Annotated in this window: 10 protein-coding genes and 1 pseudogene; 8 read left to right on the top strand and 3 right to left on the bottom strand. The window is 60.2% G+C overall.

Translation table 11 applies throughout. From position 1 onward, the window contains the following. Positions 1 to 459 precede the first annotated feature (459 nt). The 8 genes and pseudogenes from CAG47_RS19620 (at position 460) to CAG47_RS19580 (ending at position 8,422) form a co-directional block, all read left to right on the top strand. Positions 460 to 1,581: an S-type pyocin domain-containing protein gene (locus CAG47_RS19620; protein WP_085726489.1), complete on the top strand. Its 1,122-nt coding sequence runs from the start codon at positions 460 to 462 to the stop codon at positions 1,579 to 1,581. Positions 1,582 to 1,589: 8 nt separating this feature from the next. Next, positions 1,590 to 1,829, top strand: a complete 240-nt coding sequence (locus tag CAG47_RS29045; protein WP_085726488.1) for a pyocin S6 family toxin immunity protein — start codon at positions 1,590 to 1,592, stop codon at positions 1,827 to 1,829. 11 nt (positions 1,830 to 1,840) lie between these two features. Next, positions 1,841 to 2,080: pseudogene (locus CAG47_RS29040) on the top strand (pyocin S6 family toxin immunity protein). Positions 2,081 to 2,304: 224 nt separating this feature from the next. Continuing rightward, on the top strand, positions 2,305 to 2,583 hold the full coding sequence (locus tag CAG47_RS29385) for a pyocin S6 family toxin immunity protein (RefSeq protein WP_371917222.1): 279 nt from the start codon (positions 2,305 to 2,307) through the stop codon (positions 2,581 to 2,583). 706 nt (positions 2,584 to 3,289) lie between these two features. After that, positions 3,290 to 3,766, top strand: a complete 477-nt coding sequence (locus CAG47_RS19595) for a formate dehydrogenase subunit gamma (protein WP_085726486.1) — start codon at positions 3,290 to 3,292, stop codon at positions 3,764 to 3,766. Next, a complete protein-coding gene (locus CAG47_RS19590; RefSeq protein WP_085726485.1) occupies positions 3,766 to 5,325 on the top strand; it encodes an NADH-quinone oxidoreductase subunit NuoF in 1,560 nt (519 codons plus the stop codon). The genes CAG47_RS19595 and CAG47_RS19590 overlap by 1 nt, the downstream gene beginning before the upstream one ends. Further along, positions 5,322 to 8,204 (top strand): formate dehydrogenase subunit alpha, encoded by a 2,883-nt coding sequence (gene fdhF, locus CAG47_RS19585; RefSeq protein WP_085726484.1) that lies wholly within the window; start codon positions 5,322 to 5,324, stop codon positions 8,202 to 8,204. The genes CAG47_RS19590 and fdhF overlap by 4 nt, the downstream gene beginning before the upstream one ends. Beyond that, entirely contained in the window at positions 8,201 to 8,422 is a 222-nt protein-coding gene (locus CAG47_RS19580) for a formate dehydrogenase subunit delta (RefSeq protein ID WP_085726483.1), read from the top strand. The genes fdhF and CAG47_RS19580 overlap by 4 nt, the downstream gene beginning before the upstream one ends. A 102-nt stretch (positions 8,423 to 8,524) precedes the next feature. Here CAG47_RS19580 and CAG47_RS19575 read toward each other — a convergent pair whose 3' ends face one another. The 3 genes from CAG47_RS19575 to CAG47_RS19560 form a co-directional block, all read right to left on the bottom strand. Continuing rightward, complete coding sequence (locus CAG47_RS19575) at positions 8,525 to 8,866, bottom strand: potassium channel family protein (RefSeq protein WP_085726482.1); 342 nt, start codon at positions 8,864 to 8,866, stop codon at positions 8,525 to 8,527. 358 nt (positions 8,867 to 9,224) lie between these two features. Further along, positions 9,225 to 10,868 (bottom strand): fatty acid--CoA ligase, encoded by a 1,644-nt coding sequence (locus CAG47_RS19565; RefSeq protein WP_085726480.1) that lies wholly within the window; start codon positions 10,866 to 10,868, stop codon positions 9,225 to 9,227. Between the two features lie 24 nt (positions 10,869 to 10,892). Next, positions 10,893 to 12,671: an acyl-CoA dehydrogenase C-terminal domain-containing protein gene (locus CAG47_RS19560; RefSeq protein ID WP_085726479.1), complete on the bottom strand. Its 1,779-nt coding sequence runs from the start codon at positions 12,669 to 12,671 to the stop codon at positions 10,893 to 10,895.

The raw sequence follows: 12,671 nt of genomic DNA, 5'->3' as shown, positions 1-12,671 counted from the left end.
TCAACGTCGCCAGCAGGAACGGTGGTTGCCTCAGGTTTTTCGCGAGCAGGCTCGCGATGGAGGCCCAGACAACGCTGGCATTCAGACTTCCCGCGTTATCGTTGACGTCCATCGTCGGAACGCCGCCCGGAGCATTAGGCCAGTTCAATCTCGCTCCTACAGGGGGACTGGCATATTGCAGAAACAGGAAGGCCTGAAAGTGATGTTGGGCTGTGCCAACGCCTGCGTGAAGACGATGGCAACGTTGGCACTACGCCCGGTTTCGACGGCTGATCACAGTCAGCATTGATGTTGGCGATACGCTTGCGTAGCCATCACGTGTTTAACCTGCGCGTCAGAAAGCACGCAGTGGATTTTGCGTACAACGACAGCCTGTAACTTTAGGTTACTGAGTCGAATTGACCGGGAGGGGAGCAGACCGACAAGCTCCCTTCTCTAAAAATTCACACAGGGAATGTCGTGAACAAGGAAACAAAGAAGAAAGATCCTTTCGAATTTCTCGGGCCTCGGAAACGTCCAAATGGTGGCGCGTCTTGGGCTGCCTGGAATCCGCCTCGAGCGCCAGAGCGGGTCTACATCCCAAAAGACGAATGGCCAGCGCCCAAAGAGCGTACAGATTTGGTTTTTGCCAAATGCTGTACACCTGACAATTGGAGGAGCACGCACGTCGGTAGCGAAACCCTGCCCGCCTCGGAGTTTGGCAAGGTCATGCTGGCAGGGTCGATGCTCGTCCCCTCGGCGGCAGAGGCTGCGGGGCTTGCACTAGGCTTCGATGCGGTACTGGCGCGCGTAGCCGGTGTCGGCATTTTGCAACAGGGCTACACCTGGGTACTTCGCGGAAACCCGGCAGGTCTGTTTGTGCTGGGCATGCTCCCGACTAAAGTAGCGGACGGCACGCTCTATACCGACGATCAGCTACGCAGGATGACGCGCGCTCCAACCCGCGTGCGCTTTCAGTTCCGTCGCGATGCGCAGGGTGTGTTACAGGTTTACGGCATCCATACCGGACCGTTGGGGGATGACACGGTACGCACGGTGCAAGCCCGGTGGAATAGCACCAAGACTGCGCTGGAAGCCGAGCTGAACGGCGTAACCATTCTGTGGACGCCTCGGGAACGTTCAGGCATTCCGCCAATGGTTCACCCTGACGCCGGCGATAGCCGAAGCACAATTCTTGTACACCCGATTCCGGAAGGGGCGGACTCTCAGATCGAGGGCTATCCGGCGGGGGACGACATCGAAACGGACGACTGCATTCTGGTCTTTCCGGCAGACACTGGGCTGAATTCGCTTTATTTGGTGTTTTCGCGGCCTCTGAACGGTGATCACAGCTATCACTCCCCCCCAAAAGATCTGGTTGCCTTTCCTGACGCTGTAAGAACTCATTCCAAAACGAGAGTACAGGGTGGAGGCACCGCTCGCAGACGTTGGAAAGATGGGAAGGGGCGGATCTATGAGTGGGATAGCCAGCACGCAACTGTCGAGATGTATGACAAACAGGGGTGGCATTTGGGTGAATATGACCCCAATACCGGTGAACAAACCAAACCGGCCAAACCAGGTCGGAAAGTAGAGAAATAGGGGTATTTATGCATATTTGTATCAGTGGGTTCCTGCTCGACACTTCCGAGGACGACTCCCTCAAATTTGAGCTTGATCTGGACAGTTCGTTAAACGAAGAAATCGCGACTCTCCTAGGTCACAAAAGTCTGAATGCCATGGCTGAGGGGGAGTGGCTGATGTCAAGCGAGCAAATCGCGCAAGTATCAAAAGCCATTGGGCAATCTCTACCAACACATTTGCAGCTATACATCGGTTTAGAGCAATAGCGAAGGTCGTTATGTTTTTATGGATCAGCGGCTTTCTGCAAGGTGATGATAAGGATGACTCGCTGAAATACATTTACACCATCAAGCCCGAACATGAGGCGGCTGTTCTTGAGCTTCTTGAATGGCCGAGCCTTGCGGGAAGCCCCGATGGGGAGTAGTTACTTGGTGGCGAACAGGTGCAGCAAATCGCGATATTGATCAATGAGCCCCTACCGACCGCGCTCGATCTTTTCATTGGGGTACGAACGTAGCCAACCTCAGAGAAACGCGTGCACGAGATTGGAACGCCTGCAAGGACATTTAAAAAATGGAGCATGTAGTTGAGATCTTCGATCGTCGAACCGAAGAATTGCTGGAAAGCATTGAAATATCTACCGCCAGGGAAGCTGAACTCGATTTTGATGGGATGGAAAAGCCCTGAGGACGCAATATATGTTTACGACCTGTCCGCCGAGCAATTGCGCGAAATCGAGAGATGGACGGGGTGTCGGTTTGCAGAGACAAGCCACATCATTCAGCTAGCTTGCATTGCATGAGCGACGCAAAAAAAAGGGACCGCTGGACAGGCGTGTCAGCGGCTCAAACACCTCTTGGGGGGACCAAGCTTATGTATCTCTGTATTAGTGGTTTTCTTCCCGACAGTTCCGAAGACGACTCCCTCAAGTTCGAGCTTGAACTCGACAGTTCTGTTAACGATGAAATCGTAAATCTCCTGGGCCATAAGAGTCTGAATGCAATGGCAGAAGGAGAATAGTTATTGGCAAGAAAGCAAGTCGCTCAAATCTCAGAAATCATCGGACAATCTCTTCCAACCCATTTGAAGCTATTCATCAGTGTTTTGGTTAGAGAAGGCTTAGGTCGATTATCTCTTGTGAACGAGCAACCTCTTTATGAGACAAGGAAGGTAGAACCATTAAACATATAATCAGAGGCGTTCCTGAAGATGAAGATTTCGCCTCTTACGAAAAGCAAATCCTGGTTTCCGTCGCCGATCTCAAGCCCATCATGGGCTGGGTCAGGGATGATGAATGCGTCTACGACTACCAACTCACAACTGATCAGATCCGCGCTATCGAGCAGCTCTGCTCCCTGGATTTACCCACCGATCTGATTCTTTTTCTGACATGTGATGCCTGATATACATCCCTCATCGACAAACCCTCTCGGGCATTGCGTCGTTGAGCAAATCCCCCGCACCACGCTCATCTAGACTTAATGGATAGTCGTAGGCAGAACCGAGCACGTCGCTTTGGTGCGGTTCGATCAGTAGCAGCGTGGCAAGCTGCCGTAATGCCCTTTTCGAGGTGCGGCGAAGACCGTGCCGGGCGCGACAAGATGCCCGCTCAGGGTGCCCTGGCCAACGGCCTGCCACGATACCGTGACGTGGCGTGAATGCCGCAGCCGACACTTTCGGACAACCGACAACCATCTGGTGTGTCCGTGACCGTGAGGATTGCTGAATGCCTGATGAGAGTTTGCACCTGCCTGTGGTCAACAGTCTGCTGGAGCGCCATAAGGGCACCCCGGGTGCGCTGTTGCCCATTCTTCATGATATTCAGGAGCGCATCGGTTACGTCCCCGATGTCGCCGTCCCCGAGATTGCCCACACCCTCAACCTGAGCCAGGCCGAGGTTCGCGGGGTGATCAGTTTTTACCATGACTTCCGTACTTCGCCGCCGGCCCGCCATATTTTGCGTTTGTGCCGCGCCGAGTCGTGCAAGAGCCGCGGGGCTGAGCAGTTGGCGGCGCAGTTGCGCGAGCGTCTGCAACTGGATGACCACGGCAGCAGTGCCGATGGCAGCATCAGTTTGCGGCCGGTGTATTGCCTGGGTGCCTGTGCCTGTTCCCCCGCTCTGGAGCTGGATGGCCGGGTGCATGCGCGACTCAGCGCCGAGCGGCTGGATGCGTTGCTTGATGCTTGCCGGGAGGACGCGTGATGCCGACTCTTTATTTACCGACTGATTCCCTGGCCCGTGCCGTGGGTGCCGATGAGGTGTCCACGGCGCTGATCACTCAGGCCAAAGAACGCAATCTGCCACTGGATCTGCAGCGCACCAGTTCCCGTGGGCTGTATTGGCTGGAGCCGCTGCTGGAAGTGGACAGCCCGCAAGGTCGTATCGGCTTCGGCCCGTTGACGGCGGCCGATGTGCCGTCGGTGCTGGATGCCTTGCAAGGCGAGCCGTCCGCTCATCCACTGGCCCTGGGGCTGGTGGAAGAATTGCCCTATCTGAAGACTCAGCAACGCCTGCTGTTTGCCCGCGCCGGCATTACCCAGCCGCTGGACCTCGATGAATACAAGGATCATGGCGGTTTCGAGGGACTGAAAAGAGCCATCGCCATCGGTGGTGAACAAACCGCGACCGAGGTGTTCGATTCCGGCCTGCGTGGCCGTGGCGGTGCGGCCTTCCCTGCCGGGATCAAGTGGCGCACGGTGCGCGGCACCCAGGCGGCGCAGAAATACATCGTGTGCAACGCCGACGAAGGCGACTCCGGCACTTTCGCCGACCGCATGCTGATGGAAGGCGACCCCTTCCTGCTGATCGAAGGCATGGCCATTGCCGGTCTCTGCACCGGCGCCACCTTCGGCTACATCTATGTGCGCTCCGAATATCCGGATGCAGTGGCGACACTACGTGCAGCGTTGAACATCGCCCGAGAGGCCGGTTACCTGGGCGCGGATGTCGCTGGCAGCGGCCAGGCTTTCGATATGGAAGTGCGCGTCGGTGCCGGTGCGTACATCTGCGGTGAAGAAACCGCGCTGCTGGACTCCCTCGAAGGCAAGCGCGGGATCGTCCGCGCCAAGCCGCCGATTCCTGCCTTGCAGGGTTTGTTCGGCCAACCGACGTTGGTGCACAACGTGCTGACATTGGCCTCGGTGCCGCTGATTCTGGCCAAGGGCGCGCAGTTCTACCGCGATTACGGCATGGGCCGTTCCCTGGGCACCATGCCCTTCCAACTGGCGGGCAATGTGCGTCACGGTGGTTTGGTGGAGCGAGCCTTTGGCCTGACCCTGCGCGAGCTGGTTGAAGACTACGGCGGCGGTACTGCCAGTGGCCGGCCGCTGAAAGCCGCACAAGTGGGCGGCCCGCTGGGCGCCTGGGTGCCACCGGGACAATTCGACACGCCGCTGGATTACGAGGCCTTCGCCGCCATTGGCGCGATGCTCGGTCACGGTGGTGTGGTGGTGGCGGACGACACCCTCGACATGGCCCATATGGCGCGTTTCGCCCTGCAGTTCTGCGCCGAGGAATCCTGTGGCAAATGCACCCCGTGCCGCATCGGCTCCACCCGTGGAGTGGAAGTGGTGGACCGCCTGCTGGCTGCTCCCGATACCGCCGCACGGGACGAGCAGGTGATCCTCCTCAAGGACCTCTGCGACACCCTGACCTATGGCTCGCTCTGCGCCCTGGGCGGCATGACGGCCTACCCGGTGACCAGTGCACTCAAGCATTTCCCCGCTGACTTCGGTCTGCAAGCCTCGGAGGCCGAGCAATGATCACTTACTTCGATCCGAAAACCGACATGGATCTGGGCACGCCCGCTCGCGAAAGCCAGGTGCAGATCACCCTGAACATCGATGGCCGCAGCATCACCGTGCCCGAAGGCACCTCTGTGATGCGCGCCGCGGCGCTGATGGGCACCACCATTCCGAAACTCTGTGCCACCGACAGCCTGGAAGCCTTCGGCTCCTGCCGCATGTGCCTGGTGGAGATCGATGGCATGCGCGGCTATCCCGCGTCCTGCACCACACCGGTCACCGAAGGCATGACCGTGCACACCCAGACGCCCAAGCTCGCCACCCTGCGCCGCAACGTCATGGAGTTGTACATCTCCGATCACCCGCTGGACTGCCTGACCTGCTCGGCCAACGGCAACTGCGAGCTGCAAACCGTGGCCGGTCAGGTCGGCCTGCGGGAGGTGCGTTACGGCTACGAAGGTGAGAACCATCTGGAGGACGTGAAGGACACCTCCAACCCGTATTTCGATTACGACCCGAGCAAGTGCATCGTCTGCAACCGCTGCGTACGTGCCTGCGAAGAAACCCAGGGTACTTTCGCCCTGACCATTACCGGGCGCGGTTTCGAGTCCCGTGTGGCGGCCGCCGGTGGCGAGAACTTCCTCGAGTCCGAATGCGTGTCCTGTGGCGCCTGTGTGCAGGCCTGCCCGACTGCGACCCTGATGGAAAAAAGTGTGGTCGAGTTGGGCCAACCCGAACGCAGCGTCATCACCACCTGCGCCTACTGCGGTGTGGGCTGTTCGTTCCGCGCCGAGATGAAAGGCGACCAGTTGGTACGCATGGTTCCAGACAAAAACGGCCAGGCCAACCACGGCCACTCCTGCGTCAAAGGACGCTTTGCCTGGGGCTACGCCACCCACCCGGATCGCATCACCAAGCCGATGATCCGCAAGCACATCAGCGACCCGTGGCAGGAGGTCAGCTGGGATGAAGCGGTGACCTATGCCGCCAGCGAATTCCGTCGTTTGCAGCAGACCTACGGCCGCGACTCCATCGGTGGCATCACCTCCAGCCGCTGCACCAACGAAGAAACCTATCTGGTGCAAAAACTGGTGCGTGCCGCGTTTGGCAACAACAACGTCGACACCTGTGCGCGGGTCTGCCACTCACCCACCGGTTATGGCCTGAAGCAAACCCTGGGCGAGTCCGCCGGCACCCAGAGTTTCGACTCGGTGATGCAGGCCGATGTGGTGCTGGTGATGGGCGCCAACCCCAGCGACGCCCACCCGGTGTTCGCCTCCCAGCTCAAACGCCGCCTGCGCGAAGGTGCGCGGTTGATCGTCATCGATCCGCGACGCATCGATCTGGTGGATACGGTGCACGCCCGCGCCGAACTGCACCTGGCCCTGCGCCCCGGCACCAACGTCGCCATGCTTAACGCGCTGGCCCATACGATCATCACCGAAGGCTTGCAAGACCAGGCCTTTATCGACGCCCGTTGCGAGGGCGGCGATTTCGCCCGCTGGAGCGAGTTTGTCAGCCGCGCGGAAAACTCGCCGGAAGTCATCGGCCCGATCTGCGGTGTGCCCGCTGAAGACATCCGCGCCGCAGCCCGGCTGTACGCCACCGGCGGCAATGCGGCGATCTACTACGGTTTGGGCGTCACCGAACACAGCCAGGGCAGCACCTCGGTGATGGGCATCGCCAACCTCGCCATGGCCACCGGCAACATCGGTCGCGAAGGCGTAGGCGTGAACCCGCTGCGTGGGCAGAACAACGTGCAGGGCTCCTGCGACATGGGCTCTTTCCCCCACGAACTGCCCGGCTACCGGCACATCTCCAACGTGGCGGTACGCACCGAGTTCGAACAGGCGTGGAACGTCACCCTGCAACCCGATCCGGGCCTGCGCATTCCGAACATGTTCGAGTCGGCATTGGCTGGCACCTTCAAGGGCCTGTACTGCCAGGGCGAAGACATCGCCCAGAGCGACCCGAATACCCAGCACGTCACTGCGGCCCTGTCGGCCATGGAATGCGTGGTGGTGCAGGACATTTTCCTCAACGAGACCGCCAAGTTCGCCCACGTGTTCCTGCCGGGCAGTTCGTTCCTGGAAAAGGACGGCACCTTCACCAACGCCGAACGCCGCATCTCCCGGGTGCGCAAGGTGATGGAGCCGCTGGGCGGCAAGGCCGACTGGGAAGGCACCGTGGCCCTGGCCAACGCCCTGGGCTACCGGATGGACTACAAGCATCCATCGGAAATCATGGATGAAATCGCCCGCCTGACGCCGACCTTCACCAATGTCAGCTACGCGGAACTCGAGCGCCACGGCAGCCTGCAATGGCCGTGCAACGCCGAGGCACCGGACGGCACGCCGACCATGCACATCGAGGAGTTCGTGCGCGGCAAGGGGCGCTTCATGCTCACCGGTTACGTGCCCACCGAGGAGAAGGTCAACGCACGCTATCCGCTGCTGCTGACCACCGGGCGCATCCTCAGCCAGTACAACGTCGGCGCCCAGACCCGGCGCACCGACAACGTCGCCTGGCATGACGAAGACCGCCTGGAAATCCATCCGACCGACGCCGAGAGCCGTGGCATCAACGAGGGTGACTGGGTCGGCATCGGCAGCCGCGCCGGCCAGACCGTACTGCGTGCGCGGGTTAGCGAACGGGTTGCGCCAGGCGTGGTGTACACCACGTTCCACTTCCCGGAATCGGGCGCCAACGTCATCACCACCGACAACTCCGACTGGGCCACCAACTGTCCGGAATACAAGGTCACCGCCGTGGAGGTCAGCCGCGTCTATCACCCTTCGGAGTGGCAAAAACGCTTCCAGGCATTCAGTGATGAACAGCAGCGTCTGCTTGACGAACGCCGTCAGTCTCGCGGCGCCAAAGCGGAGGTGCGCCGATGAGCACGAACAACCTGATCAAGATGGCCAACCAGATCGCCCAGTACTTCGCCAGCCAGCCGGATCAGCAACAGGCGGTGCTCAGCGTGCGCAATCATATGCAGATGTACTGGGCGCCGAGCATGCGCAAGGAATTGCTGGCCTGGCAGACGGAACATCAGGGCGCGGACCTGCACCCACTGGTGCAGGCGGCGGTGAGCGGGGCGGGTTGGGAAGCTTGAACAAACTGTAGGAGCGAGCAGGCTAGCGATGAACGTTAACGATGACGCGGTTATCCAGACAACCAGTGTTATCGTTGGCCTCCATCGCGAGCCTGCTCGCTCCTACACACTTTTGCGTGATGCCGTCACCGTCACTTCAATAGCCCGCACACTGATCGCCGCGAATGTCGCGGTCAACAGTACGCCGTTGAAGCCCAGCAGGATCGCCAGCACTCGCGAGACGCCCAGTTTGGGCACTAGCTCTCCATAGCCGATGGTCAAGCCGGTCACGAAGGCGAAGTAGATACCGTCATAAGGGCTCCAGCCTTCCAGTTGGGCGATGATGAGTCCGAACGCAATGATCACCAGCAACAGTATCGAGAAGATCGGCCACACCACTTTGAAGTAGAACCAAACAGTTTTGTAGAACTCTTGGCGGATGTCTGATGCACGGGTGGAGGTCATGTCGTGGGCTTCCTGGGGTTTTCCTGGCCGGCATTTGAATGCGCGGTGGTTCAATACCCCGTTCAGCTTGGCACAGGTGCTGAAAACTGCGACCGACGGGGCGTTATCTTTGGCGATGACTATGACAAAGATGACGCCCCGCAATCTATCCAGAAACCGCCTGGCACCGATGGTTTCCTGTTTCCTGTTTCCTGTTTCCTGTTTCCTGTTTCCTGTTTCCTGTTTCCTGTAGGAGCGAGCATGCTCGCGATTAACTCAAGAGCGCTGCGTTTAACCAGATAGCACGCGTTATCGTTAACGACCATCGCGAGCGTGCTCGCTCCTACAACAACGGCAACATCAGTGGCAGGAATATCCCTCAGTTCGCTGCGCTTTCCCGAATCAGCTTCTTGTTGATCTTGCCGACGCTGGTCTTGGGGATTTCGGCGACGAACTTGAACTGCTTGGGGATCGCCCATTTGTTGATGCGCCCGCCGTCGACGAAGGCTTGCAGGTGGGTTTCGAGGATCTTGCGGTCGAGGAAGTGCCCCGGCTCACCCACCACCATCGCCATCGGCCGCTCGCCCCATTGTTCGTCGGCAATGCCCACGACAGCGACGGACATCACGCCCGGGTGTTCGCTGATCAGGCTTTCCAGTTCCAGGGAGCTGATCCACTCGCCGCCGGTCTTGATCACGTCCTTGATCCGGTCCTTGATTTCCACGCCGCCGAGCTTGTCGATCGAGGCCATGTCGCCAGTATGCAGCCAGCCGTTGTGCCACAGCTCCGCGCCTTTGTCCGGGGCGTTGAGATAGCCCTGGGTCAGCCACGGCGCGCGCACCACGATTTCGCCAAGGGACTCACCGTCATGGGCCACGTCGTTGCCCTCGGCGTCGATGATCTTCAAGTCGACCATCGGCACCGGCGTGCCGGTCTTGATGCGGATCGGCAGTTGCGCGTCGGCGGACAGCTTGAGGTCTTCGTCACGCAGGTAGGTCAGGCACAGCAACGGGCAGGTTTCCGACATGCCGTAGCCAGCGTGCACCACCATGCCTTTGGCGCTGGCTTCGCTGGCGACACCGAGGGTCAGGGCGCTACCGCCGAGGAGCATTTTCCAGCCATCGAAACGAGTGGCCTTGCCTTCCTCGCAGTGGAGGATCATCTGCAAAATGGTCGGCACGCAGTGGGAGAAGGTCACCTTCTCTTCGCGGTACAGCCTGACCAGGCTGTTGGGCTCGTAGCGACCGGGGTAGACCTGCTTGATGCCCATCAGGGTCGCGACATACGGCACACCCCAGGCATGCACGTGGAACATCGGCGTGATGGGCATGTACACATCGTCGGAACGCAGCAGCGGCTGGCCCTGATAGACGCCCAGGGTGCCGACGGCATTCAAGGTGTGCAGCACCAGTTGTCGATGGCTGAAGTACACGCCTTTCGGGTCGCCGGTGGTGCCGGTGGTGTAGAACAGCGTGGCCACCGAGTTCTCGTCGAAATCGGGGAAGTCGTACTGGTCCGAGGCCAGGGACAACAGGTGCTCGTATTCACCGAGCACCGGCAGCGATGTACTGGCGGCGCTGTCATCGGTGAGTTGCAGGTAGCCTTTTACGGTTTCCAGGCGACCGTGGATCTGCTCCACCAGCGGCAGGAAATCATCATGCACCAGCACCAGGTCATCCTCGGCGTGGTTCATGGTGAACAGCACCTGCTCCGGCGACAGGCGAATGTTCACCGTGTGCAGCACCGCACCGATCATCGGTACGGCGAAGAAGCATTCCAGGTAGCGGTGGCTGTCCCAGTCGAGCAAGGCCACGGTGTCACCGGCCTTGACTCCGGCGGCGGTCAGCGCATTGGCCAGGCGGCGAATACGCTTGTTGAGGGTCTCGTAGCTGTAGCGCAGCTTGTCGGCGTAGACGATTTCCCGACCCGGTTCGTAGCGCACGCCGGACAGCAGCAATTGCTTGATCAGCAAGGGATAGGCATAGGCGCCGTCGGCGGGCGGGATTATTTTTGTCGCCATCATGAATAAGGTTCCTTGTCCTTTCGATCAGAACTGATCGGCTTGCAGCTCGTAGAGACAGTCACTACCGGCCTTGGCCGATGCACTCAACGAGCGGATGCGCGGCAGCAACCGAGCAAAGTAGAAGCGCGCCGTCGCCAGTTTGCTGGTGTAGAAGTCGTCCTCGGCATCGCCGCTCATCACGGCGTTGGCCATGCGCGCCCACATGTAGGCGTACGCGGTGTAGCCAAACACGTGCAGGTACTCGACCGAGGCCGCGCCGATTTCATTCGGGTTGCTTTGTGCCCGGTCCAGCAGCCATGCGGTCAGCTCGTCGAGGGTGTCCACAGCGGCATTCAGCGGCTTGGTGAACTCGTCGAGGCTGGCACTGGCGTTAGCGGTAAAGTCGCGGATTTCCGAGGCGAACAAGCGGTAGAGCGCCCCGCCGCTGCCGACGATCTTGCGCCCGGCCAGGTCCAGGGACTGAATGCCGTTGGTGCCTTCGTAGATCTGAGTGATGCGCACGTCGCGCACCAGTTGCTCCTGGCCCCATTCGCGGATGTAGCCATGGCCGCCGAAAATCATCTGACCATGCAGGGCGGTTTCCAGGCCCATGTCGGTGAGGAAGGCCTTGGCCACCGGGGTCAGTAGCGATACCAGTTCCTGTGCGCGGATGCGGGCGAGGTCGTCTTCACTGTACTTGGCGATGTCCAGTTGCAGGGCCACGTAGCTGGAGAATGCACGGCCGCCTTCGTTCAAGGCTTTCATGGTCAACAGCATGCGACGCACGTCCGGGTGGACGATGATCGGGTCGGCGGCCTTGTCCTTGTTCTGCGCGCCGGTCGGTGCACGGCTTTGCAGGCGGTCACGGGCGTATGCGACGGCGTTCTGGTACGAACGCTCGCCCTGCGCCAGCCCCTGGATGCCCACGCCCAGACGCTCGTAATTCATCATGGTGAACATCGCCGCCAGGCCTTTGTTCGGCGCATCGACGATCCAGCCGGTGGCGCCATCGAAGTTCATCACGCAGGTGGCGGAGGCCTTGATGCCCATCTTGTGTTCGATGGAACCGCAGGACAGCGCGTTGTGTTCACCCAGCGAACCGTCGGCATTGACCAGCACTTTCGGCACCAGGAACAGCGAGATGCCCTTTGGCCCCGCCGGTGCGTCCGGCAGTCGCGCCAGGACCAGATGGATGATGTTCTCGGTCAGGTCGTGGTCGCCGCCGGTGATGAAGATCTTGCTGCCACTGACCTTGTAGCTGCCGTCGGCCTGTGGCTCGGCGCGGGTGCGAATCATGCCCAGGTCGGTGCCGGCGTGGGCCTCGGTCAGGCACATCGAACCGGTCCAGGTGCCGGCGTACATGTTGGGCAGATAGCGTTGCTTGAGCTCTTCGCTGGCGTGCGCCTTGATCGACAGGCACGCGCCGGCGGTCAGCATCGGGTACAGGCCGAACGACAGGCTGGCCGAGTTGACCATCTCCTCGACCTGCGCGGAAATGGCCTTGGGCATGCCCATGCCGCCGTACTGCGGATCACCGCCGACACCCACCCAACCGCCTTCGGCGAAGGCTTGATAGGCCTGGGCAAAACCGTCTGGCGCGGTGACCGAGCCATCGCTCCAGGTGCAGCCCTGCTCGTCGGTGGCGCGGTTCAGGGGTGCGATGACTTCGCCGCTGATCTTGCCGGCCTCTTCGAGGATGGCGGCGGCGGTTTCTTCATCGATCACGTCGGCCAGGCCGGGCAATTGCGCCCACAGCCGGGACACCTGGAAAACCTCGTTGAGTACGAAGCGCATGTCGCGCAGGGGAGCTTTGTAGTCAGACAT

Source organism: Pseudomonas sp. R37(2017), assembly GCF_002113375.1.
Classification (GTDB): Bacteria; Pseudomonadota; Gammaproteobacteria; order Pseudomonadales; family Pseudomonadaceae; genus Aquipseudomonas.
The sequence above is the reverse complement of the archived record's forward strand: the minus strand, read 5'-3'. Positions and strand labels throughout refer to the sequence as shown.

Coding starts and splice junctions, on each gene's coding strand:
- CAG47_RS19580 (WP_085726483.1), top strand. CDS start 8,201: ATGAGCACGAACAACCTGATCAAGATGGCCAACCAGATCGCCCAGTAC.
- CAG47_RS29385 (WP_371917222.1), top strand. CDS start 2,305: ATGGACGGGGTGTCGGTTTGCAGAGACAAGCCACATCATTCAGCTAGC.
- fdhF (WP_085726484.1), top strand. CDS start 5,322: ATGATCACTTACTTCGATCCGAAAACCGACATGGATCTGGGCACGCCC.
- CAG47_RS19575 (WP_085726482.1), bottom strand. CDS start 8,866: ATGACCTCCACCCGTGCATCAGACATCCGCCAAGAGTTCTACAAAACT.
- CAG47_RS19595 (WP_085726486.1), top strand. CDS start 3,290: ATGCCTGATGAGAGTTTGCACCTGCCTGTGGTCAACAGTCTGCTGGAG.
- CAG47_RS29045 (WP_085726488.1), top strand. CDS start 1,590: ATGCATATTTGTATCAGTGGGTTCCTGCTCGACACTTCCGAGGACGAC.
- CAG47_RS19565 (WP_085726480.1), bottom strand. CDS start 10,868: ATGATGGCGACAAAAATAATCCCGCCCGCCGACGGCGCCTATGCCTAT.
- CAG47_RS19560 (WP_085726479.1), bottom strand. CDS start 12,671: ATGTCTGACTACAAAGCTCCCCTGCGCGACATGCGCTTCGTACTCAAC.
- CAG47_RS19590 (WP_085726485.1), top strand. CDS start 3,766: ATGCCGACTCTTTATTTACCGACTGATTCCCTGGCCCGTGCCGTGGGT.